This window comes from Pseudomonas sp. 1928-m (assembly GCF_029269135.1).
GTDB lineage: Bacteria > Pseudomonadota > Gammaproteobacteria > Pseudomonadales > Pseudomonadaceae > Aquipseudomonas.
Map to the genome: position 1 here is coordinate 246764 of NZ_JARIXO010000005.1, position 20768 is coordinate 267531.

A 20768-nucleotide genomic window follows, 5' to 3' on the forward strand; every position below is an offset into this window, starting at 1 on the left:
CCACAGGAGTGAGTGCATGCATCCTTTTGACGCGCCACAGCCGCCTAAATTGGCGTTGTTGTTGGGCTATGCCGGGCTGGTGCCCTTTGTCACCGGGGCATTAGGCATCTGGGTGACGCCAGAGGGCTGGCGAGTGGTGGTTCTGGCGGCCCTGCTGGACTATGCCGCGGTGATCCTGGCTTTTATGGGGGCGATTCATTGGGGCCTGGCCATGCGCGCGGAAAATGCCGGCGAGCCGGCGCAGATTCAGCTGGGATTATCTGTGGTGCCGCCATTGCTGGGGTGGCTGGCGATCAGTGGCGGCATGCCAACCAGCCTGGCCTTGCCGCTGTGTTTGCTGGCATTTGGCGGTTTGTATGCCGCCGACGTGCGCGCGGTGAAGCTGGGCCTGGCGCCGCAGTGGTATCCCAGTCTGCGCCGGCCATTGACGATTATCGTTTGCCTGAGCCTGCTACTGGCCTGGGCCAGTGTGCTGATGCGTTGAGTTGAGCCAATGCGCCACGGTCGTCAGGGTCTGCTCACGGCGCTGCGCCCAGTCGCCCTGAATGCACTGCAGCGGCTGTTGATGTAGCCGCAACCAGTGCTCGCACTGTTGGTAGAACGCTAGGCGCTGGGCCAGTTCTGGCTGACAGCGCTGGCCATCGTCGACCCAGGGCACATCGACCGGGTCGAGCAACATGTGCAGGTGGTAATCGCGCTCGAGCAAGGCTTGCTCGATCCAGGCAGGACAATCGCCAAACAGCTGTTGGCTCCAGAGCATATTGCTCAGCAGATGAGTATCGAGAATCAGCAACTCGGGCCGCGCCGCCCTGGCTTGGTCTTCCCATGCCAATTGGCCCTGGGCGATGGCGCTGATGTCGGCGTAGCAGGTGTCGCGTTGCTCGCGGTCGATAAAGTGCCGCACATATTCGCCAACCAGCACCCCTCCAAAGTTCTCCTGGATATGCCCGGCCAGCCAGCTTTTACCGCTGGATTCCGGCCCGGTGAGTACCAGTATTTTCATGCTCGGGCCTTCACGCGGTAACCAGCGCGCGATCACGTCGCCAGGTCAGCCAGCCATTGATCGCCAGCAGGGTAAACAACCCATAGAGTGCCGCCGTCGGGTACAGCCCCTGCTGTACAAACAGTGCAACAAACAGCAGGTCGAGGACGATCCACAGCGGCCAGCATTCAACCCGTTTCTGCGCCATCCATACCTGAGCGACCAGGCTGAACGCGCTCAGCGCCGCATCCTGCCAAGGCGCGGCAGCGTCGGTGAAGGTGGCCATCAGATAACCGAGAATAACTGCGCCAACGCTACCGATTGCTAAGCTGAGTAATATGCCCTGCTGGCTGAGCCGACTGACCTGCACCCCGCTATGGCTACTGCCGCCGCGCGTCCATTGCCACCAGCCGTAGCCTTGTAATACGGCATACACGCCTTGCAGCAGCATGTTCGAGTACAGCTTGCCGTCATAGAAGATCCAGGCGTACATCAGCACCATCAGCAAACCCAGCGGCCAGCACCAGCGGTTTTGCCGCACGGTCAGCCAGACGGCCCAGACACCAAGGGCTGAAGCGATGATTTCCAGAGGCGACATAGAACACCGGTGTGAGAGGGCGGGAATGGCTGGCGATTGTAGCGATTGCGCTGGGCGCCGTCTTGATTGCCCGGCCACGCTTGGCGGCTAGATGGCTAATGGCTATGGCTTTACCGATATACTCCGCGTCCCTTTCAGGAGGCATGGCGTGTTCAGGTCCGTTTTAACTGTTGTTGGCACAGTGTGCGTATTGGCGTTTGGCCTGATAGCCCAGGCCGTCGCAGAAAACTCGCGCGCCTCGGGTAACGCGCCGGCGTCGGTGGTATTCCTCAATCCAGGCTTTTCCGATGAGCCATTCTGGGTGGGCTACAGCGCCTTTATGCAGGCGGCAGCTGATGATCTGGGCATGCACTTGCAGATCATCTACGGCGAACGCAACCCACCGCAGTTACTGGAAAAAGCTCGCAGCGTATTAGCCCGCGACAAGCAGCCGGACTACCTGATATTCGTCAACGAAATGTATACCGCGCCGGAATTGCTCCGGCTGTTTGCCGATAGCCCGAGCAAGCTGTTTTCCCTGCACAGCACCCTTACCCCTGAGCAGCAACAGCGCATTGGCGCCTCACGTGAGCATTACCGTAACTGGATTGGCAGCCTGATCCCCAATGACGAGCAGGCCGGTTACTGGATGGCCAAGGCCCTGATCGCCAAGCTGGCGGGCCAACCCGGCAGCATGCTGGCCTTTGCCGGGGTGCGTTACACACCATCCTCGACCCTGCGCGAAGACGGCCTGCACCGCGCCTTGCGCGAGCACCCGGAGATCAAACTGCAGCAGATGTTGCAGGGCGAATGGAAGCGTCAGCGAGCCTATGAACAGGCGCAGCTGATGCTGCCACGCCATCCCGAAGTGCAGCTGGTGTGGTCGGCCAATGATGAAATGGCCTTTGGGGTGATGCAGGCTGCGCTGGAGTTGGGCAAACAACCCGGCAAGGATATTTACCTGTCGGCGCTGAACAATTCGGATGAGGTGCTGCAGGCCCGTATCGACGGTAAAATTGACGTGCTGGTCGGCGGGCATTTCACTCTCGGCGGTTGGGCCATGGTGATGCTGCATGACTACCATGCCGGGCAGGATTTCGCCGCGCGTGGTGGCAAGGATCGGGTCGATCAGTTGTTCAGTCTGCTGGATGCCGAGCAGGCTGCGCACTTGCAGCAACGCCTAAAAGTGCCAGGCTTCGGCCTGGATTTTCGCCAGTTCAGTGCGGTGTACCACCCGCAGATCAAGGACTACGGTTTCTCCATCAACCCGTTGCTGCAGTAAGTCAGACGCCTGCCAGGTGCAGCACCAGTTTGACGATGCCGAAGATCACCAGCACAAACACCGCGGTGAACAACACGCCGAGAATGATGAAGTGGCTGGGCTTGCCCCGTGAGAAGTCGCGGCTACGGTTCTTCGCGCTTTGCACACCGAGTGCGGCGCTCAGCACGCTTTGCAGCATCTCCCATAGCGTCAGCGGTTTGTTTTCCTCTTCGCTCATGTGTATCTCCGTTATGCAGACTGACTGCTTGCTTAGTAAAGCCTAACCGCAGGCAGGACGTTTGCCGTGGAAACGACTCCTGCTGAAGTTGCTTGAGTATCGCCCCCTAGGCTGAGACTCCATACCTAGCGAGGGATTTTGTCATGAGCAAATCAGTAATTATTAACACCAGCGAGCCGGGGTGGCTGGATAAAGCCATCCGTATGCGCTTGGTCTTTGGCGCAGTTGAGCTGGTCGACGATGCAAACACTGGCGTGCAACCTGAGGATATCGAAGAGCTGCTGGAGCTGATCCAGAAGCACCAAGGGCATCACAGCGGCCGACTGCGTACCGTGTTGGGCGTGAGTGTCGGCTTGAGCCTGTCGCTGATGGGCTTGTGGATGATCCACGCTGCTGCCACTGACCCGGTCGCAACCAGTGAACTATGGGTGCTACTGGCCGGCGGCGTGTTTATGGCGTTCTTCGGCGGTTTGGGGGTGTTCTACGCCTTGGGTCAGCGTTGGAGAATCAGCGCCAGCAGCGGCGACCGCAACATGACCTTGGGCTCCGACTAAGGGTTCGGTGCCGTGGCCGCTGGTTACGGCGCTGTTCTCACCGCGCATCAGGTCTTCGAGCAGGGTTATCAAACCGGCGCAGACCAGTAGCAGGCCCCAGTTGAATGCTGCCGTCTGTATATGCCGCAGCAGGCGCATCCATTCGGTCTGCGTCTGTGGTATCCAGATAATCGGCAGCATAAATCCCAATAGCGCCACCATGGCATAAGACATCAAGCGGATAAACGTCTGCGGTGGTGGCGATTGCTGTTGCATACCGTAGACCACAGTGGCGACCACCAGAATGCTTGCCGAGGCGGATAGCACGAGGTCAGCGCGGGCATGCAGTACATCGAACAGCACCGCTTCGAATTCCTTGCCGGCTGACGTATCCGGGTGCAGCACCAGCGCCGCGCCGATCAACTGCACCAGTGCGCCGCCCAGCCAAGGGGCCAATAACAGTGGATAGCGCTGCAGCAGGGCTGGCATCGCGAGGCTACGACGCCAGAACAGCAACCAGGCTATCGCGCTGAAGCTATACACCAGGCTTATCGCCACGCTGTGCATGATCAGGGCGTGGCAGGTTGGGGCGCTGTTGGTTCGCCTTCAATCACGGCTGGCGTGGGTTTGGCCAGGCGAATCGGGCTGATCAGGTTGGTGTACTCCTCAATCAGCCGATGCACCGCCTCCGGTGGCTCACAGGCCTTGAATTCCATGCTGATGGTGATTTCATCCGGGTCGCGCTCCTGCCCCTGGCGTTTTTCACGGCCGAAGGTGACAAAGAATTTTTCACTTTGCAGTTCGCCATTCTCCAGGGCGTGGCTGGCTTTTTCGAGTTCGGTTCCGTGCATTTTTACCGAAAGATCGACCTTCATGTTTTCCAACCCCAGACCGCGTGGGGCGACCAGGGCGATCAGCGGGATGTTCATGGTGTGTTGCTCATCCAGGCTAACTTCCACCATCTTCGCCTTCATGGGCGTCCCAAGGTCGTCCGGGTTGTAGTCAAAGAACTGGTCAAACAACTTGATGTACTGCTGGGCGACCAGGTTATGGGTTGCCGCCGCCGCTTGATGCAGACCGCGGGTGATATGGCTCAAATCACTGGCGCTCATCGGTTCTTTCTTGCTGGAAAACAGTGCCATGGGTGGACTCCTCGCTTACTGATCTAAGGAAGACCCCGCCGAAGCGGGGTCAGGGTGCGCTTACTTCTTGGCTGTGCCGTCATCAGCGGCGGCTGGTTTCGGCGACTCCAGCACGGCGTCAGTAGGCAACGGATCAGTTGCAAGCGTGGCCTTCTCGCTAGGCATCAACACCGGTTTGGTCGCTGCATCAGTGAGGAAGTCGATCACCCGCATCAGCGCTTCAGGTGGGTCCTGACGGGCAATCTTGGTGCTGATGGCATAACGGGCGCGGGTGTCGGTTTTGCGCGTCTGGGTCGACTTGTGGCTGACCGAGCCCTTCACCGAGACACTGAATGGCCCCCAGCCGAGCTTGGCCTCGAAGCTGCCTTCACCAGCTGTTTCACTGGTGTCCTCAGCTTGTTGGCTGATGGTCAGTTCGAAGTCGATGGAGCCTTCTTCGATGGTGATGTTGGGGTGGCTGATGGCCGCAAGCAGCGGGATGCGCATCTTCTTGGTGACGGTGCCTTTGTAAACGCCGTTTTCGTCGACCAGGGTTTCGTCGTAGTCGAACTGTACGGACACCGCTTTGCCATCTTTGATGCACACCGCCATCAGGAAGTCGGCATAGGCTTTGCTCGCCTGCACCTGAGCCGTGATCATGGCCTGCAATGGCCCTGAAATCATGCGATCGAGCGGCAATGCGTTGATGACGGAACCGATCAGGCCGGTATCAATCTGGGACATAGTCAATCTCCTTATCGTATGCGCGAAATGCGCAGTCTCAGGCTATGGAGCCTCGTAATTGAGGTTCAGCAGGAACTACTTACCTATGAGTTTCATGCTCTTGGCGGCGGATGTTGCCGATCTGGCGCAGGCTCAAACCGTACTTGTCAGCCAGAGCGCTACGCGACAGACCATCCGAGCTTTGCTGGACGATCTGCAGGTTGCGTATCTGTCGACAGAAGTGGTCGGCTTTGGGTATCTCGATAGCGATTCCGGCATAACGCTCGATCAGAGCGTCCAGCGCTTGCGGCGGCAGGAGCAGGGCTAGCGAGGAACGGGCAGGGTACTTGGGAATGTATTTGGGGCGGCCGCCGAAGGCGCAGGTCAATCGGTATGCGCTTTCCAGACCGATACACTCGATCAGTTCCTGCAGTGAGTGGGGCAGTAGCTTGATGTCGACCTGTTGCAGGTCATTCTCGTCCATGGGGTCCTCCTTGTTGTCTCGTGGACTGCCAAGGATGCTAGGAATAGGACGGGTTGTTTTTTCAGCAGGAAATATACCCCCCTGAATGCGCGGGGAAATGCTTCAAGCTGATATGCATTTGTTGCCGGTGATCGACTGCCAATCCCCATAAACGGAGGATTGCACATGTCTCACTACTCGATTTACTTCAGCTTTATCGCCAACCTGGAAGGCGGGCCAGCGACCAAGGGTTATGTTCCCGACGCCGGCAATAGCCGTAGCGGCGTCACCATTGCAACAGGCTTTGACCTCGGGCAGCGCAAGCTGGCTGATTTGCAGGCGCTGGATCTGCCTGATGCCCTGCTTGAGCGGTTAAGTCCCTACCTTGGCCTGACCGGGCAGGCGGCAGTCACGCGGCTGGCCGCGCAGCCACTCAACATCACAGCGGCAGAGGCGGAGCAGATTGATGAGGCCTACAAGGAGCCCTTTATCAATCGCTTGGCGGCCAGTTATGCCAAGTCCGGAGGTGGCGACTTTGCCCAGTTACCGGCGCAGATGCAGACCGTTATCGCCTCAGTGGCTTTTCAGTACGGTGATCTTGCCTCGCGCACGCCGGACTTCTGGAAACAGGTGGTGGCGCATGACTGGAGCGCGGCCCATGCCAACCTGCTGAACTTTGGCGACCGCTACACCAGCCGTCGGCGTCAGGAAGCCGAACTGCTGGCCCAGGGCATGTCCTGAACAGCACACTGCCCAGCCGTGAGGCTGGGCAGTTTTGCGGGTGTAATGATTACTGGCAAGGTTGCACCAGCAGCAGACTGACACTGCCCATCTGCGCACTGTCGGTGGTCGGTGTGTGGTCAGGTAGGCTGCGCCAATCCACGTTCAAGCAGATTGCCGTCAGCGCGTGCGAGCCTTCAGTGCCGACCACGCGGGGGGAAAAATCACGACGGTATAGTGCCTGCGTGCCTTTGCCTGGCCGCACGCTGTGGGCGTCGCGCAGGGTTGTACTGACCAGTTCGGGAATCAGCTTCATGGGCAGCGTGAAGCGCACTTGCGCGCCGTCCTGGTTGAAGTATCCGGCGGCTCGGGTGCGCTGCCAGAGCTGTTGCCATTGGCTGCTTCCAGCCCCAACCGCGAGGGATTGGCCATAAGCCTTGAGGGTGGTTTCAGGCAGGTTTTCTGTACTCAAGGCATGGCTCAAGCTGCTGGCCAGGATCAGCAGGAAGGACAGGTTGCGTATCAACATGATCAAGCTCCAGAGGGTAGTGGAGCTGGCAAGGTGCCCGGGCCATAGGCAGCTGTTCAGCGGGAAATACTGCCCATCATGTCAATCCAGTAGGTCGCTGCGGAAGTATTTCCTGCTGTAGCGCAAGGCAGCAGGGCGTTGAGATAGGCCTGCCAATTGGCAGCTACTTCACATGGAGAGACCTGATATGCCTACTTTGAACTCAGCCATCACGCTGGCAGGCAACCTCGCAGACTTCAACCATGACGGTTTTGAGATCGATGCGATGAACTTCCTGTTTGATCGTCTTGATCGCGGCAACCTGACGGTTGACGGCGATGCGCTGTACATCGGCCAGCAAGTGGTACACCACTACACCTGGCGCGACAAAGGTCGCAACCGCACCTGCTCGATGTTTTTCACCTACGGCAATACCCCCAGTCATTTGACGGTATACGGCCTAGGCAAGCACTGTGGTGACAGTGATAAGGAGTACAAGCTGTATACCTGGGTCGACAAAAAGGAACAGCTTTACACCCTGGAGCCGACGCGCAGCGACTCGCGCTTTCGCTCGTTGTTAGCGCCAAACTGAGCCTGGATAAGCGCTCCTCTGGAGCGCTTTTTATTTTGGCTCGGTAACCATACGTCGTGGCCGCTGCAGCAATTCTCCACTGCAGTTCGGGCACCTCCCGCGCAATGTGTGACCGACGCAGTCGCGGCAAAATGTGCACTCGTATGAGCAGATAAAAGCGTTCTGGCTATCGGCCGGCAGGTCCCGCTTACAGCATTCGCAATTGCTACGTAGTTCCAGCATGGCAGGCTCCTCGGATGAGTGTTCAGGCAAAGCGTTCGGCATATTCCTGTGGGCTGATGCCGAGGTGCTTGTGAAAGGTGCGGCGCAGGTTTTCCGGGTGGTTAAAGCCGCTCAATCGCGCCACCGTGCTGATCGATGCCTGCGCGTTTTGCAGCAGACTGCGCGCCACTTGCAGGCGCACAATCTCGACATAGCGGCCTGGGCCCATGCCCAGTTCCTGGTTGAACGTTCGCGACAGGGTCCGCGGCGTCATGTTGGCTTGCCTGGCCAGAGCTGCCAGCGACAGGTCGGCATCTAGGTGCAGCGGTATCCATTCCAGCAGGCTGGCCAGGCGTGGCACTCGACTCGGTTCTGGAGTCAGCAGCGCGCTGAACTGCGCCTGTCCGCCAGGGCGACGCAGAAACAGCACCAGGCGCTTGGCCACGGCTAATGCCAGTGGCCGGCCGAGATCGGCTTCGACCAGGGCCAGCGCCAGATCAATCCCTGCGGTAACCCCTGCTGAGGTAAAGATATGGCCATTGCCGGCAGAGTCTTGCGGATCATAGGTGTGCAGGCAGTCGCCACTGATCTCAACCTGCGGATGTTCCTGACGCAGGCAGTCGATATCGGCCCAGTGGGTAGTGGCGCGGCGGCCATTGAGCAGGCCGGCGGCGGCGAGAATCAACGCGCCGGAACAGACCGAGCCCACTCGTCTGATCTGCGGCGCGGCACTACGTAGCCAGGTCAGCAGTTCAATGTTCTGACATTGCGCTTTGTCGCCTTGGCCACCGGGAATCAGCAGGGTGTCGATATGTGTCGGGTTTGTGGCACTCCAGGCCTGTTCGGCAACCAGTTGGAAACCCGCTGAAGTAGGCATCGCCCCAGTTTGCTGGCCGAGTACCAGCAGGCGATAAGCGGCGGGCAAGCCCTGGCGTTGGCGTTCGTCATTGGCGGAGGCAAATACCTGCAATGGGCCGGTCAGATCCAGGCTCATAACATGCGGATAAAGCAGGCAGGCGATGGTTCGCGGGGCATCCATAGGGGCATCTCGATAAGCGATGAATGCAGTCTGCGCTTAACGAGTAATTGGCAACAAGGACAATAAACCCACAGATATTGCCAGCTCAGCGTCGCCGGTGCGACGAGGGAGAAAAGGGCTCTGACAAGAGGGGCCAATCGGCAGCTCAGAGCCCTTGTTGCAGCCGTCGATTACTCCGGCATGCTCCATGGCTCCAGGGTGAAACCTTGCTGGCTGAGTTGCTCACGGGACTGCTTGAGCACATCGGCAAATTGCACTGGGTCACTGTAGATGGTACTGGACAGTTGGGTGCGGCCGAGCAGGCGGGTGCTGGTACGGTCGATCACACTGAGGCTGAGGTTGCCAGTGCCATCTTGCGGGGCCCAGGCGACGCATTGGAAAGGTTGAAAGGCGCGGTCGGCAATCAGCAAAGCTTCGTTAAAACGCAGCGGTGCGTTCATGGGGTCGGTTTCTCCGAGGTGATCCCAAATACACAAAGGGGCAAACGGTAGATTCACGCTTGCCAGTCATATGCGTTGATGAACGAAGCTGACCGCTAAGTCACATGTTGGCGAAAAAATGCACGGAATTGTCCGATAAATCACAGTTTTAATCGTGTAAGCCGAGAAACTGGGCGAGCAAGAGGGTGCTTAGGCCTTCTCTGAACCTGTGCAGACCGCCAGTAATTGCTGCAGATAACGGGCGATATAACGCTGAAAGCCGCGGTCATCCCAATAGCCCAAGTGGCTCAACGGGGTATGGCGCTTGTACCAGGGCCCCACTGGCATGGCGCGGTCTTCGGCGACCACGGCAGCGTAGTTGGGCAGTGGGCGCAACGGGTAACCTAGCGGGTCTGCGGGGGCATAGAGGTTGAGCCAGCGCGCCTGCTCGGTCACCGCGTCGGTCAGGCAGTGGCCGGGGAAGCGGATCGGCACAACCGGGTCGTAGGCAAAGGTAAACAGCGGGATATTGCAGCCGAAGGTGATCAGCCCGCTGAGGGTTTCCAGGGCCAGAAAGGGGTCCAACGGGCACTCTTCAACCTGGTTGATGCGCTGCTGATCCCAGACGAAATTGGAGAAGATATGCCCGCCCAGCGAGTGCGCCAGCACCACCAGCGGGGTATCGGCATCGACCTTGGCGCGCAAGGCATTGAGGCCGCTGCGCAGGCACTGATGGACTTCTTCATAGGTGGTGTCGTAAGCCTGGCTGACTTTGCGGTAACCGCTGGCATCACCGAGAAACAGCGTGACGATACGGCGCAGCCAGCGCCAGCGCACGGGCTGGTCACGCAGCTTGTCGAGAAAAGCCAGTTGCCGCTTGTCCAGCACGCTGGCCCAGTACAGGGTCTGGAAGGCCACCTGGTCGGCCTCCGCGCCGAGGCGTTGGCGTAGCCCGGCGATCAGGCTCTGGGCGAAGGCGTGCTGGCCTTCGTCGTCACGCAGGTCGGGTTGCGTGCCGATGCCGTGGATAATGGCGACTGCGAGTTTCATTCTGCCCATCCTTGGTCATGCTGCTTGGGGTGTTCGGTCGGCGTCAGTCGTTAGAGCGGCTGCAGACGCTCGCCGAGGCGGCCGCTGTCGACCAGTTCGAGAAACTCGTCGCCCAGTCGCTGGCTTTCGCTCATGGCTGTGCGCCAATAGCGTTCGCGGCCGGCATCATCGCCCAGGTAACGACTGAAGTCCTTGCGGTCGGGGAGTTTGCCATGGGGCAGGCGCGCCAGGTAGTCGCGTGAGGGGGCCAGCAGCAACACATCCTGCAGGCGCCCGCCATCACCGCGACGCCAGGGCATGCCCTTGTCGAACCAGCCGGGGATGACCTTATCGGTGAAGTGCGGGTAAAGCACGATGTCTTCGCCGCTATAGGGCAGGTCGAGGTGATAGTCGAGCAGGCCGCCATCACGGTAGGTGCCAGGCCCGGCACCGGGAATATCGCGTACTCCTTGCATGATCATCGGGATGGAGCCGGAGGCTAGCAATGCATGGCGCAGGTTGCCGCTGTCGAGTTGCAGATAGCGTGAGGGGAAATCGCTGAGCGTACCTAGCGGCGGCGCCAGGCGGGCATCGTGCAGAATCACCCGCTCGAAGTGTTTGGCCAGGCGCGGGCGGCCCAGCAGGTTGCTTCCAATCACCGAAGACAGGCCCAGGCCGAGGGCGCCGCGATGATCGTGCTGGAGCAGGCCATGGCTTTTCACCACGACGATATTCAAGCGGTAGTGCGGGTTGCTGAGGATGTTGGCGTCGTCGTTGCGCAGTAGCTGGTCGAGCATCAGGCTACAGCTGTTCGACACTTGCGCCATGCTCACGCCTTTGGCAAAGCGCTGCGAGGTATACAGCTCACCAAGGCGACGCAAGCCGGCTGCCGCATCCGGCAAACAGGCGCTGGCGAAACGCCAGGAACCGATTGACGCGCCGATCAGCGAACGCTCGCGGGGCGCACGCTGCAGCCAGTCACCGAACAGCGCCAGATCCAGCCCCTGAATGCCCAAGGCCTTAGGGCCGCCAGCCGCACCCGGCAGAATACCGACATCCGCCGGCTGTAGGCCGTGCTCGCGAATCCGCGCAAGGGCGCGTTTACCGGCCTTGATTGTCAAAGCAGGGGACTTGATTAATATCGCACTCATGCTGGCCTCCATCGCGCAAGGCAGCGATTATAGAGTCCTGAATGGTAATGCCTAGCGACTTCAGCGCGTGAATGATGCGCGCGTGGGTTGAGATAAATCAGTGCTTGCGCCATGCCTTAAGCAAATTCAGCTTGAGTTAAGTCGTGTGCAGTAACTTGGACTCCGTCGAAAGCCAACTCCATAAGGAACTTGAACATGAAAACCCTGACTGCCGTATTTGCCGCTGCTGCCCTGACCTTGACTGCCGGTTTGGCCCAAGCCCGTGACCTGGGCCCGGATGAGGCGCTGAAACTGCGTGATGCCGGCACCATCCAGTCCTTCGAAAAACTCAACGCTGCAGCGCTGGCGTTGCACCCAGGCGGCGTGACTGAAGACACCGAGCTGGAAGAAGAGTACGGCCGCTACATCTACCAGGTTGAAGTGCGTGACGCCCAGGGCGTGCAGTGGGACGTCGAACTGGATGCCACTAATGCCCAAGTGCTGAAGAACCAACGAGACGATTGATGAACAACACTGCTTGGCTTGCCCGCGCACTCCTGGCCTGCCTGCTGCTGACGCTGACGTTCAGCAGCAGCGCGCGTGACCTGGATCAGGATGAAGCATTACGCCTGCGCCGCGAGGGGCTGATCATGCCCCTTGAGCAGTTGCTGCAGATCGCCTTGCAGCGTCATCCCGGTGCGGTTTTGCTGGAAGTCGAGCTGGAAGAAGAGGACGGCGTGTTGGTCTACGAAGTCGAACTGGTGACTGAGCAAGGCGTCGTGCGCGAACTGGAATTGCATGCCGGCACCGGCGAAGTGCTCAAGGACGAGGTAGACGACTGAATGCGCCTGTTGCTGGTTGAAGACCATGTACCCCTGGCCGATGAGCTGCTGGCCAGCTTGACCCGCCAGGGCTATGCGGTTGACTGGTTGGCCGATGGCCGTGATGCCGCCTACCAAGGCGCGACCGAACCTTATGACCTGATCATTCTTGACCTCGGTTTGCCTGGCAAACCGGGGCTTGAGGTGCTGCAGGAATGGCGGGCGGGTGGCCTTAGTACGCCGGTTTTGATCCTCACGGCGCGCGGTTCCTGGGCTGAGCGTATTGAAGGGCTCAAGGCTGGGGCCGATGATTACCTGAGCAAACCCTTTCACCCGGAAGAACTGCAACTGCGCATTCAGTCACTGCTGCGTCGCGCCCGTGGTTTGGCCAACCAGCCACAACTGGAAGCGGCGGGCTTGCAGCTGGATGAAAGTCGGCAATCGGTGCAGCGCAATGGCGAAGAGGTGCAGCTGACCGCCGCCGAGTTCCGCCTGCTGCGCTATTTCATGCTGCATGCCGGGCAGCTGCTGTCGAAGAGCCACCTGGCTGAGCATCTGTATGACGGCGAGAGCGAACGCGACTCGAATGTTATCGAGGTGCATGTCAACCACCTGCGACGCAAGTTGGGGCGCGAGATCATCGAAACCCGGCGCGGCCAGGGTTATCGCTTTAGCGAGGATGCTGCTTGAGGTCGATTCAGCGGCGTTTGAGCCTGGGCCTGATCAGTGTCTTGCTGATTGTTGGTCTGCTGCTGGTGCAAAGCAGCCTCTGGCTGTTCGACCGCAGCCTGCGCAGTTACCTGCAGACAACCCTGCAGGATGAAACCCAGACCTTGCTCGGCGCGATTGTGCGTGGCCCCAATGGCCTGCAACTGGATGAGCGCCGCCTCAGCGCAGCATTCAAACGGCCTTACTCCGGCTTGTATTTTCGTATCGATCTGGAGGGGCAGAGCTGGCGCTCGCGCTCACTCTGGGACCGTGACCTGCACCTGAATGAAACGGCTGGCTTGCAAGATGCGCTGGGTGATGGGCCGCAAGGCCAACAATGGCTGGTGTACCGCGCCGACTATCAGCGCTTTGGCCAGCCCATCGTGATTCACGTAGCGCGCGACTACACACCGATCCTCAACAGCTTCAGCCAGGTTCAAAAGATTGTTCTGGGCCTTGGGGTTAGCGCCTTGGTGCTGATTCTGCTGCTGCAGCGGCTGATCGTCAGCCGGGCGTTGCGCCCGCTGGAGCAGACCCGCCGGCAGCTTATGCAACTGCAGCAAGGCCAGCGTAGTCAGCTGGACCAGCAGGTGCCGCTGGAGCTGGAACCGTTGGTGGCGCAGATCAACCACCTGCTGACACATACCGAAGACACCCTCAAGCGCTCGCGCAATGCCCTGGGCAACCTCGGCCATGCGCTAAAAACACCGTTGGCGGTACTGGTCAGCCTGGCCACCCGGGAAGAACTCAAGCAATTGCCGCAATTGCGCGAGAGCCTGAATGGCCAGCTGCAACAGATCGAACAGCGTATCGCCCGCGAACTGGGCCGCGCCCGCTTAGCCGGTGAAGCCTTACCTGGGGCGCATTTTGACTGCGCCAATGAGCTGCCGGAACTGTTCTCGACCCTGACGATGATCCATGGCAACCACCTGCAACTGGACTGGCAGGCCGAGCCTGGCTTGCGTTTGCCCTGGGACCGTGAAGACCTGCTGGAACTGCTCGGCAACCTGCTGGACAACGCCTGTAAATGGGCCGACAGCCAGGTGCAGCTGCAGATCCGTAAGGTGGGCGAGGATTATCACTTGCTGATTGATGATGACGGGCCGGGCATCGACGCCGCGCAGCGCGAGGACGTGCTCAGCCGTGGCAGCCGTCTGGATGAGCAGGTGGCTGGGCATGGTCTGGGCCTGGGTATCGTGCGCGATATCGTCGATGCCTGGGCCGGGCAATTGCAGCTGGCGGATAGCCCGCTGGGCGGTTTGCGCGTAACGGTCAGCCTGCCGGTGAAGCGCACCTGAGTTCATCGGGTACGCTTCACCTCGTACTCACATGCCGTTAGCAAATGCCGGGTTGCTCATGTCGATACTGGCGCGTACCGGAAGTAGGGCGTGTGCGTACTTGGCCAGAATATCCAGCTCGTAATCGATACGCGCATGCAGGCGCTGATCGTCTTCGCTGCTCGGCTCTGGGGTGTTCAGCACCTTTTCGACGCTGCGCACGATCAGATGCTCAGGCAGGTAGCAGAGGCGGCAGTTCTTGTAGCTGGAGGCGCGCAGTTCGCTGATCGGGTAAGCCCCGCCGACGCCCGAGGATACGCCCACCAGCAGCCCTGGCTTGTGCGCCAACTCGGCCTTACTGGCGTAGATAAAGAAGTTCTTGATCGCCGGGCAGGCCATGCCATTCCACTCCGGAGAGATGATCACCACCGCATCGGCGGCCGCCAGTTGTTTGCTGTACAGCCCCCAGGGGCCGGTGTCGTCGGCGGGCCATAGCGGCAGCGGCGCGAGGCCCAGGTCAATCACGTTGCTCTGCGCCGCATCGGTGTGGCCCAACTGAATCAGGCGCTGACGCAAGAAGCGGGCGACCTTGCCCGATTGGCTGTTACTGCGGCTGGAACCGGCCACCAGGGCGATATTAAGCATCGTGCACCTCTATTAATTTATGCGTCGTAAATGAAAAACGCAGGCTAACGATTGCTAGCCTGCGTCACAAGGAAGCAGCCGCCAGAGTGGCGGTCCGATGGTGCCATGTCGACTAAACGCGGAACTGGTCCATCAGACTTTGCTGGTGATTGGCCAGTTTATTCAGACCCTGGCTGATTTTCGCCGACTCATCGGCCTGGGCGGAAATCGACTCGGTGACATCACGGATTGAGGCCACATTGCGGTTGATCTCCTCAGCGACCGAGCTTTGTTCTTCGGCGGCGCTGGCGATCTGCAGGTTCATATCGGTAATCACGCTGACCGCCTGACTGATGCGTTGCAGCACGGCCACCGCCTGTTCAACCTGATCGACGCTGCCCTGGGCCTGGCGATGGCTGCTGTGCATGGTGCTGACCACCTCCTTGGTGCCGCTTTGCAGGCCTTCGATCACCTGACGGATTTCCTCCACCGAGTCCTGGGTGCGTTTGGCAAGGTTGCGCACTTCATCAGCCACCACGGCAAAACCACGGCCGGCTTCACCGGCGCGGGCGGCTTCAATCGCCGCGTTGAGGGCCAATAGGTTGGTCTGTTCGGCAATCGAACGGATCACTTCGAGTACCGAGCCGATCTTCTCGCTGCTGTTGGCCAGGCCTTCGACTTCCTGCATGGCCACGTTCATTTCGTTGGCCAGCAGTTCGATGGTCGAGGTGGTTTTGCCGATCACGCTCATGCCTTCGCGGCTGGCCTGGTCGGCGGTACGCGCCGCTTCTGCGGCTTGCGCGGCGTTGTGCGCGACATCCTGCGCCGTGGCGCTCATTTCTTGGAAGGCGGTGGCCACCTGGTCGACTTCACGGAACTGCTGCTGCATGCCATCACTGGTCTGGCTGGCGATCAGCGCAGACTGGTCGGCGGTGCTGCGGGCGTCCTGCACGCTGCGTTTAACGTCAGCGATGATCGGCTGCAGCTTGTCGAGGAAGCGGTTGAACCAACTGGCCAACTCGCCCAGTTCATCCTGCTTGGCGTATTCCAGGCGGCGAGTCAGGTCGCCTTCACCGCTGGCGATATTCTTCAGCATAGCCGCGACCCCGAGAATCGGCCGGGTCACGCCCAGCGCCGTCAGCCAGATCAACAGAATACCGACCACCCCGGCAGCCAGGCCGAGGCCCAAGGACACCGCCGTGCTGCGCGTGCCCATTTCATCCATCTCGGCTTCCAGGCGGGTGGCCGGCTCCAGCAGGACTTTCTCGGGCACCTCCATCAATACGCCCCAAGGTTGCGATTCGGGAATCGGCAACAGCGGTTGCAGCACCTGCAGTGCGCCCTCGTGGTGCAGAACCTCCGGGCGGTTGCTGGCCACCAAATTGAGGATTTCGCGGTGTTGGTCTGTGAAGGCTTTTTCCAGTTTGCCGCCTAACAGGCTGCTGTCGCGGCTATGGCCGGCCAGCAAGCCCGCAGGGCTGATGATGCTGACATGTCCGGCGCCATCGAACAGGCCCTGGTGCGCGCTGGTGCTGAGTTCTTGCAGGCTAGCCAGGCTGATATCCACGCCAAGTACGCCGATCACCTTGCCGTCTTGTTCCAATGGGAAGGCGATGCTGGTCATCAGGATTTTCACCCCGTCAGCCTCGTCAATATAAGGGTCGAGCAGGCAGACCTTTTTCTGCTGCAGTGGGCAGCTGTACCAGGCGTTATAAGGCGCACCGCTGAGACCTGGCGTGGTGTCGTTGAGAGTCTCTTCAGTCATGGATTCGGAGCTGAGCTCGCCGTCGGCGCCCTGCGCCCAGTAGATCGAGTAGCGGCCCTTGTCGTTGCTGCCAAGGTTGGCCTGATCGGCAAACAACTCGTCCTTGCCATCCAGGGCGTTGGGCTCGAATGCCACATAGATGCCCAGCAGGCTGCGGTTGGCTTCCAGTGCGCTGCGTACCTGGCGGGTCAGGTCTTCGCGCAGGTCAAAGGCATCAAGAAAGCGCTTTTCCGCCTGCTCACGGATAAACAGCACCTGGGTGGCGGCACCACGTCCATATTGGTAGGCGTCCATAAAGTAGCGCTGCATCTGCAGGGCCTGGGACTCACCGCGCGCCGACATCCGCAGCTGTGCAGATTCCTGCAGCATGGCCGAGCTGGCCTGCTTGACCAGGCTGGCGCTGCGTGAGGCCTGGATGACCGACGCGGAGACCAGTACGGCAACAATGGCCAGCAAGCACAGGCCGGCCAGCAGGGTGATCTTCAACTGGATGGAAAGTCGGCTGAACAGCATTTTCAGGACCTTTTGATGGCAGAGGCTTAGAGCGCCTATCGGCGCTTAGGGGCTTTTCTTTAAGTTTCAGGTTAAGTAAAGCAGAGCAAATTGCAGGCCAGCGGCAGCATGGAAATGGCAGGGTAATCGAAATTAGCAACGCCTTGTACAGAATAATTTACGGGTGTTTTGACAGGTCAGTCAGCATTGTGCAGAGTACGCGCCCTTCGCCGAGCCGGCGCAGCATCCAGAGAAGGTCGAAACCTTCGCGGACCTACTTAAATTGCGGGAGTAAATCGATGAACGCAGTCGTTGCGGCAGTGGGGATCATGCTGATTCTCAGCTTGTGCCGTGTGCACGTGGTGGTAGCCCTGATTGTCGGTGCTTTGGCCGGTGGTCTGCTCGGTGGCCTGGGTATTGAAGGCTCGCTGGCAGCCTTCAACAAAGGCCTGGGCGGTGGGGCGACAGTGGCGTTGTCCTATGCCTTGCTGGGGGCCTTTGCCGTGGCGATTGCCAAATCCGGCCTGGCCCACGCCTTGGCGGACAAAGCCCTGGCCATGGTCGGCAAGCAGGACGCCAAAGGTGCCGGCCTGCTCAAGTGGCTGCTGATTGCGCTGCTGTTGGCTGTGGCGATTTCCTCGCAGAACATCCTGCCGATTCATATCGCCTTTATCCCGCTGCTGGTGCCGCCGCTGCTGTATGTATTGAGCAAGCTGCAGCTCGACCGCCGTTTGATTGCCTGTGTGCTGACCTTCGGCCTGATTACCCCCTACATGTTTCTGCCGGTGGGCTTTGGCGGGATCTTCCTCAATGACATTCTGCTGGCCAATGTTGCCAGCGGCGGCGTTGATACCAGTAACCTGGACGTAACCAAGGCCATGGCGATTCCAGCGCTGGGCATGCTGTTCGGCTTGCTGGTGGCGGTGCTGTTCAGCTACCGCAAAAAGCGTGTGTACGACCTGAGCAAGATCGAGCAGGCCGAGCGCGTGGATGTTGCCTACAACCCACTGAGCCTGCTGGTGGCGGGCGTGGCGATTGTCGCGGCATTTGTTGTGCAGCTGTGGCTGGACTCGATGATTATCGGCGCCCTGGTCGGCTTTATCATTTTCTCGGTGTCTGGCGTGGTGCGCTGGAAAGAGGCCGATGGCCTGTTCACTGAAGGCATGAAGATGATGGCGATGATCGGCTTTATCATGATCGCCGCCGCCGGTTTTGCCGAAGTCATGAAAGCCACCGGCGAAGTGAAAAGCCTGGTCGACAGCTCCGCCACATTGATCGGCCACGACAAGGCGCTGGGCGCGCTGCTGATGCTGCTGGTCGGCCTGCTGGTGACCATGGGGATCGGCTCGTCGTTCTCCACCGTGCCAATCATTGCGGCGATCTTCGTGCCGTTGGGCCTGCAACTGGGCTTCAGCCCGCTGGCCATTCTGTGCATCGTCGGCACTGCCGGTGCGCTGGGTGATGCCGGCTCGCCAGCCTCAGATTCGACCCTCGGGCCAACCGCCGGGTTGAACGTCGATGGCCAGCACAACCATATCTGGGACAGCGTGGTGCCAACCTTCCTGCACTACAACCTGCCGTTGCTGGTATTCGGTTGGGCAGCAGCTATGGTGATCTGACCGGGGCATTGCTCGTTTGCCGCGCGATAGCGCCAGACGACTCAACCTTTCAGCGGGGCTACCGATAAAGCGGTAGCCCCGTTTTTATTTCGCTCTACTGCCAAGCAAGGATCTGCCCGATGCGCCTTACCTTGAAATCAAAAGTAGTGCTGTTGGCACTGATACCGGTGGTGCTGTTTGCCCTGGTACTCAGTGGTGCCGCCGCCAAGGTGTTACAAAACCTGGCGGCCCAAGAGGTTGAAGAAACCCGCGAGCGCCTGCTGCAGGAAAGCCGCAGCGAACTGCAGCACTACGTGCAGATCGCTCTGGGTTCGGTACAAACCCTGTATGACGGCGCCGCGCAAGGTGATATGGCCAGCCGTGAGCAGGCCGTGGCGATCCTGTCGAAAATCAAGTTCGGCAAGGACGGTTACTTCTTCGGCCATGACTCCAATGTGGTGCGCCTGTTCCGTGGCGACAGCTCGGTGGATGTCGGCAAGAGCCTGGCGGATCGTCGCGACCCGAATGGCGTGTACATCAACCGTGAACTGGTGAATGTCGCCAAGAACAACAGCTATTACGTCAATTACAGCTCGCCACTGCCGACTGATGATTCGGTGCTGGTGCCGAAAATGGCTTACAGCTACTACCTGCCGAAATGGGACATGGCCCTCGGCACGGCAATCAACCTTGATGGCGTCGAAGCGCAGATCGCCCAGGTGCAAGTTGAAATCGACGAGCGCATCAGCACCATCATTACCAGCATTATGGTGATTGCCGCCGTGCTGCTGGTGGTCTTCGGCATTGTCGGTGTGGTGCTGAGCAATACCTTCCTGCGCCCGCTGCAGCAGATCAAAGACAACCTCGATGATATCGCCGCCGGTGAAGGCGACCTGACGCGCCGCCTGCCGATCAATGGTGATGATGAGCTTGGCCAGCTGGCGGGTTCGTTCAACCGCTTTGTTGAGAAGATCCACGGCCTGGTGCGGCAGATCGTCGACATGACCGGCCAGCTGACCGAACTGGTCGGCCAGGTATCGGCCCAGGCGCAGCGTTCGGAGGAGGCCATGGAGCGTCAGCGCCATGAGACCGATCAGGTGGCGACTGCCATCAATGAAATGTCCGCCGCCGCCCATGAAGTCGCGCAAAGCGCCCAGGGCGCAGCCGAGGCAGCGCAGAAGACTGACACCGAAGGCCAGGCCGCGAAAAAGGTGGTCGATGGCAGCATCGAGCGCATTCACACCCTGGTGCAGGATATCCGCGACAGCGGCGTGTCCCTCGACACCCTGCAGAAAGACGTGTCGTCGATTGTCAGCGTGCTCGATGTGATTCGCTCCATCGCCGAACAGACCAACCTGCTCGCGCTCAACGCCGCCATCGAGGCAGCGCGGGCCGGTGAAGCAGGGCGTGGCTTTGCCGTGGTCGCCGATGAGGTGCGGGCGCTAGCGAGCCGTACGCAGCAAAGCACCCAGGAAATTCAGGGCATGATCGACCGCCTACAGAAGGGCACCCAGGATGCGGTGACCGCGATGCGCCGCTCCAGTGATGCCGGTGATGTCACCAGCGAGCAGGCCAACCGCGCCGGCACGTCACTGGATGCCATCGCACAACTGATCGGCACCATCAACGCGATGAACGCGCAGATCGCCAGCGCCGCCGAGGAACAAACCGCCGTGGCCGAAGAGATCAACCGCAGCGTGCACAAGATTGCCGTGGCGGTGGACAGCGTGGCCGACGAAACCCAGCAGGGCGCACAGACCGCGCGCAACCTGGCCGGGCTGGGTGAGCGGCTGGGCTCACTGGTGCGCCAGTTCCGCATCTAGCACCTGAGGCAGTCACATTGAAAGGGAAGCCAAGCTTCCCTTTTTTTTGTTCTGAGCATTAGTCCGTAGGAGCGGGCCATGCCCGCGATAATCGTTTCGCGGGCATGGCTCGCTCCTACGGAAA

The 20768-nt window shown here is 60.0% G+C and carries 25 protein-coding genes; 10 read left to right on the plus strand and 15 right to left on the minus strand.

What is annotated here, in order from left to right; translation table 11 throughout:
- Positions 1–16: 16 nt before the first annotated feature.
- The gene (locus P3C18_RS16490) at positions 17–484 is read left to right on the plus strand and encodes a DUF3429 domain-containing protein (protein WP_275962926.1); all 468 of its coding nucleotides are present in this window, start codon (positions 17–19) and stop codon (positions 482–484) included.
- On the opposite strand, the gene P3C18_RS16495 is transcribed toward P3C18_RS16490, so the two are convergent.
- Together P3C18_RS16495 and pnuC are read right to left on the minus strand one after the other, a co-directional pair.
- Positions 452–1003 (minus strand): AAA family ATPase, encoded by a 552-nt coding sequence (locus P3C18_RS16495; RefSeq protein WP_275962927.1) that lies wholly within the window; start codon positions 1001–1003, stop codon positions 452–454. The genes P3C18_RS16490 and P3C18_RS16495 overlap by 33 nt on opposite strands.
- Before the next feature lie 10 nt (positions 1004–1013).
- The gene (pnuC, locus tag P3C18_RS16500) at positions 1014–1580 is read right to left on the minus strand and encodes a nicotinamide riboside transporter PnuC (protein WP_275962928.1); all 567 of its coding nucleotides are present in this window, start codon (positions 1578–1580) and stop codon (positions 1014–1016) included.
- A gap of 148 nt (positions 1581–1728) precedes the next feature.
- Between pnuC and P3C18_RS16505 the strand changes: the two genes are divergently transcribed.
- On the plus strand, positions 1729–2841 hold the full coding sequence (locus P3C18_RS16505; protein WP_346015636.1) for an ABC transporter substrate-binding protein: 1113 nt from the start codon (positions 1729–1731) through the stop codon (positions 2839–2841).
- Between the two features lies 1 nt (position 2842).
- On the opposite strand, the gene P3C18_RS16510 is transcribed toward P3C18_RS16505, so the two are convergent.
- From P3C18_RS16510 to P3C18_RS16530, 5 genes are all read right to left on the minus strand, one after another.
- The gene (locus P3C18_RS16510) at positions 2843–3058 is read right to left on the minus strand and encodes a DUF2970 domain-containing protein (protein WP_275962929.1); all 216 of its coding nucleotides are present in this window, start codon (positions 3056–3058) and stop codon (positions 2843–2845) included.
- A gap of 431 nt (positions 3059–3489) precedes the next feature.
- Positions 3490–4158 carry a hypothetical protein gene (locus P3C18_RS16515; protein ID WP_275962930.1) on the minus strand — a complete coding sequence of 223 codons (669 nt, stop codon included), beginning with the start codon at positions 4156–4158 and terminating at the stop codon, positions 3490–3492.
- Between the two features lie 2 nt (positions 4159–4160).
- Positions 4161–4733 (minus strand): DUF2589 domain-containing protein, encoded by a 573-nt coding sequence (locus P3C18_RS16520; RefSeq protein ID WP_275962931.1) that lies wholly within the window; start codon positions 4731–4733, stop codon positions 4161–4163.
- A gap of 60 nt (positions 4734–4793) precedes the next feature.
- Positions 4794–5456 carry a DUF2589 domain-containing protein gene (locus P3C18_RS16525; RefSeq protein ID WP_275962932.1) on the minus strand — a complete coding sequence of 221 codons (663 nt, stop codon included), beginning with the start codon at positions 5454–5456 and terminating at the stop codon, positions 4794–4796.
- Positions 5457–5535: 79 nt separating this feature from the next.
- A complete protein-coding gene (locus P3C18_RS16530; RefSeq protein ID WP_160014328.1) occupies positions 5536–5919 on the minus strand; it encodes a Mor transcription activator family protein in 384 nt (127 codons plus the stop codon).
- A 165-nt stretch (positions 5920–6084) separates the two neighbouring features.
- Here P3C18_RS16530 and P3C18_RS16535 point away from each other — a divergent pair, with 165 nt between their 5' ends.
- On the plus strand, positions 6085–6639 hold the full coding sequence (locus P3C18_RS16535; protein ID WP_275962933.1) for a pesticin C-terminus-like muramidase: 555 nt from the start codon (positions 6085–6087) through the stop codon (positions 6637–6639).
- A 49-nt stretch (positions 6640–6688) separates the two neighbouring features.
- Here P3C18_RS16535 and P3C18_RS16540 read toward each other — a convergent pair whose 3' ends face one another.
- Positions 6689–7147: a hypothetical protein gene (locus tag P3C18_RS16540; protein WP_275962934.1), complete on the minus strand. Its 459-nt coding sequence runs from the start codon at positions 7145–7147 to the stop codon at positions 6689–6691.
- Positions 7148–7334: 187 nt separating this feature from the next.
- Between P3C18_RS16540 and P3C18_RS16545 the strand changes: the two genes are divergently transcribed.
- The gene (locus tag P3C18_RS16545; RefSeq protein ID WP_275962936.1) at positions 7335–7718 is read left to right on the plus strand and encodes a hypothetical protein; all 384 of its coding nucleotides are present in this window, start codon (positions 7335–7337) and stop codon (positions 7716–7718) included.
- A 30-nt stretch (positions 7719–7748) separates the two neighbouring features.
- Here the strand turns inward: P3C18_RS16545 and P3C18_RS16550 are convergent, their stop codons facing one another.
- From P3C18_RS16550 to P3C18_RS16570, 5 genes are all read right to left on the minus strand, one after another.
- Positions 7749–7940 carry a DUF1272 domain-containing protein gene (locus P3C18_RS16550; RefSeq protein ID WP_275962937.1) on the minus strand — a complete coding sequence of 64 codons (192 nt, stop codon included), beginning with the start codon at positions 7938–7940 and terminating at the stop codon, positions 7749–7751.
- 22 nt (positions 7941–7962) lie between these two features.
- Positions 7963–8958: a helix-turn-helix domain-containing protein gene (locus P3C18_RS16555; RefSeq protein ID WP_275962938.1), complete on the minus strand. Its 996-nt coding sequence runs from the start codon at positions 8956–8958 to the stop codon at positions 7963–7965.
- 170 nt (positions 8959–9128) lie between these two features.
- Entirely contained in the window at positions 9129–9398 is a 270-nt protein-coding gene (locus tag P3C18_RS16560; RefSeq protein WP_108487995.1) for a hypothetical protein, read from the minus strand.
- Positions 9399–9587: 189 nt separating this feature from the next.
- Positions 9588–10427, minus strand: a complete 840-nt coding sequence (locus P3C18_RS16565) for a hypothetical protein (RefSeq protein WP_275962939.1) — start codon at positions 10425–10427, stop codon at positions 9588–9590.
- A gap of 50 nt (positions 10428–10477) precedes the next feature.
- A complete protein-coding gene (locus P3C18_RS16570; RefSeq protein WP_275962940.1) occupies positions 10478–11557 on the minus strand; it encodes a patatin-like phospholipase family protein in 1080 nt (359 codons plus the stop codon).
- 195 nt (positions 11558–11752) lie between these two features.
- Between P3C18_RS16570 and P3C18_RS16575 the strand changes: the two genes are divergently transcribed.
- Genes P3C18_RS16575 through P3C18_RS16590 form a run of 4 tightly spaced genes read left to right on the plus strand, consistent with a single transcriptional unit; the run spans position 11753 to position 14363 of the window.
- Positions 11753–12061 carry a PepSY domain-containing protein gene (locus tag P3C18_RS16575; RefSeq protein ID WP_275962941.1) on the plus strand — a complete coding sequence of 103 codons (309 nt, stop codon included), beginning with the start codon at positions 11753–11755 and terminating at the stop codon, positions 12059–12061.
- Positions 12061–12378: a PepSY domain-containing protein gene (locus tag P3C18_RS16580; RefSeq protein WP_275962942.1), complete on the plus strand. Its 318-nt coding sequence runs from the start codon at positions 12061–12063 to the stop codon at positions 12376–12378. The genes P3C18_RS16575 and P3C18_RS16580 overlap by 1 nt, the downstream gene beginning before the upstream one ends.
- Entirely contained in the window at positions 12379–13047 is a 669-nt protein-coding gene (locus P3C18_RS16585; RefSeq protein WP_275962943.1) for a response regulator transcription factor, read from the plus strand.
- Entirely contained in the window at positions 13044–14363 is a 1320-nt protein-coding gene (locus tag P3C18_RS16590) for a sensor histidine kinase (protein WP_275962944.1), read from the plus strand. Before P3C18_RS16585 ends, P3C18_RS16590 begins: the two co-directional genes overlap by 4 nt.
- Positions 14364–14390: 27 nt before the next feature.
- Here the strand turns inward: P3C18_RS16590 and P3C18_RS16595 are convergent, their stop codons facing one another.
- Both P3C18_RS16595 and P3C18_RS16600 read right to left on the minus strand, forming a co-directional pair.
- Positions 14391–14987 carry an NAD(P)H-dependent oxidoreductase gene (locus P3C18_RS16595; protein ID WP_275962945.1) on the minus strand — a complete coding sequence of 199 codons (597 nt, stop codon included), beginning with the start codon at positions 14985–14987 and terminating at the stop codon, positions 14391–14393.
- A 112-nt stretch (positions 14988–15099) separates the two neighbouring features.
- Complete coding sequence (locus P3C18_RS16600; RefSeq protein ID WP_275962946.1) at positions 15100–17244, minus strand: methyl-accepting chemotaxis protein; 2145 nt, start codon at positions 17242–17244, stop codon at positions 15100–15102.
- A gap of 278 nt (positions 17245–17522) precedes the next feature.
- On the opposite strand from P3C18_RS16600, the gene P3C18_RS16605 reads away from it, so the two are divergent.
- Positions 17523–18842, plus strand: coding sequence for a Na+/H+ antiporter NhaC family protein (locus P3C18_RS16605; RefSeq protein ID WP_275962947.1), 1320 nt, complete (start codon positions 17523–17525; stop codon positions 18840–18842).
- A gap of 119 nt (positions 18843–18961) precedes the next feature.
- Positions 18962–20644, plus strand: a complete 1683-nt coding sequence (locus P3C18_RS16610; protein ID WP_275962948.1) for a methyl-accepting chemotaxis protein — start codon at positions 18962–18964, stop codon at positions 20642–20644.
- Positions 20645–20768 lie beyond the last annotated feature (124 nt).

Bases quoted from the DNA above. Each gene is read 5' to 3' on its own strand.
- P3C18_RS16490 (WP_275962926.1), top strand. From the start codon at position 17: ATGCATCCTTTTGACGCGCCACAGCCGCCTAAATTGGCGTTGTTGTTG.
- P3C18_RS16495 (WP_275962927.1), bottom strand. From the start codon at position 1,003: ATGAAAATACTGGTACTCACCGGGCCGGAATCCAGCGGTAAAAGCTGG.
- pnuC (WP_275962928.1), bottom strand. From the start codon at position 1,580: ATGTCGCCTCTGGAAATCATCGCTTCAGCCCTTGGTGTCTGGGCCGTC.
- P3C18_RS16510 (WP_275962929.1), bottom strand. From the start codon at position 3,058: ATGAGCGAAGAGGAAAACAAACCGCTGACGCTATGGGAGATGCTGCAA.
- P3C18_RS16515 (WP_275962930.1), bottom strand. From the start codon at position 4,158: ATGCACAGCGTGGCGATAAGCCTGGTGTATAGCTTCAGCGCGATAGCC.
- P3C18_RS16520 (WP_275962931.1), bottom strand. From the start codon at position 4,733: ATGGCACTGTTTTCCAGCAAGAAAGAACCGATGAGCGCCAGTGATTTG.
- P3C18_RS16525 (WP_275962932.1), bottom strand. From the start codon at position 5,456: ATGTCCCAGATTGATACCGGCCTGATCGGTTCCGTCATCAACGCATTG.
- P3C18_RS16530 (WP_160014328.1), bottom strand. From the start codon at position 5,919: ATGGACGAGAATGACCTGCAACAGGTCGACATCAAGCTACTGCCCCAC.
- P3C18_RS16535 (WP_275962933.1), top strand. From the start codon at position 6,085: ATGTCTCACTACTCGATTTACTTCAGCTTTATCGCCAACCTGGAAGGC.
- P3C18_RS16540 (WP_275962934.1), bottom strand. From the start codon at position 7,147: ATGTTGATACGCAACCTGTCCTTCCTGCTGATCCTGGCCAGCAGCTTG.
- P3C18_RS16545 (WP_275962936.1), top strand. From the start codon at position 7,335: ATGCCTACTTTGAACTCAGCCATCACGCTGGCAGGCAACCTCGCAGAC.
- P3C18_RS16550 (WP_275962937.1), bottom strand. From the start codon at position 7,940: ATGCTGGAACTACGTAGCAATTGCGAATGCTGTAAGCGGGACCTGCCG.
- P3C18_RS16555 (WP_275962938.1), bottom strand. From the start codon at position 8,958: ATGGATGCCCCGCGAACCATCGCCTGCCTGCTTTATCCGCATGTTATG.
- P3C18_RS16560 (WP_108487995.1), bottom strand. From the start codon at position 9,398: ATGAACGCACCGCTGCGTTTTAACGAAGCTTTGCTGATTGCCGACCGC.
- P3C18_RS16565 (WP_275962939.1), bottom strand. From the start codon at position 10,427: ATGAAACTCGCAGTCGCCATTATCCACGGCATCGGCACGCAACCCGAC.
- P3C18_RS16570 (WP_275962940.1), bottom strand. From the start codon at position 11,557: ATGAGTGCGATATTAATCAAGTCCCCTGCTTTGACAATCAAGGCCGGT.
- P3C18_RS16575 (WP_275962941.1), top strand. From the start codon at position 11,753: ATGAAAACCCTGACTGCCGTATTTGCCGCTGCTGCCCTGACCTTGACT.
- P3C18_RS16580 (WP_275962942.1), top strand. From the start codon at position 12,061: ATGAACAACACTGCTTGGCTTGCCCGCGCACTCCTGGCCTGCCTGCTG.
- P3C18_RS16585 (WP_275962943.1), top strand. From the start codon at position 12,379: ATGCGCCTGTTGCTGGTTGAAGACCATGTACCCCTGGCCGATGAGCTG.
- P3C18_RS16595 (WP_275962945.1), bottom strand. From the start codon at position 14,987: ATGCTTAATATCGCCCTGGTGGCCGGTTCCAGCCGCAGTAACAGCCAA.
- P3C18_RS16600 (WP_275962946.1), bottom strand. From the start codon at position 17,244: ATGCTGTTCAGCCGACTTTCCATCCAGTTGAAGATCACCCTGCTGGCC.
- P3C18_RS16605 (WP_275962947.1), top strand. From the start codon at position 17,523: ATGAACGCAGTCGTTGCGGCAGTGGGGATCATGCTGATTCTCAGCTTG.
- P3C18_RS16610 (WP_275962948.1), top strand. From the start codon at position 18,962: ATGCGCCTTACCTTGAAATCAAAAGTAGTGCTGTTGGCACTGATACCG.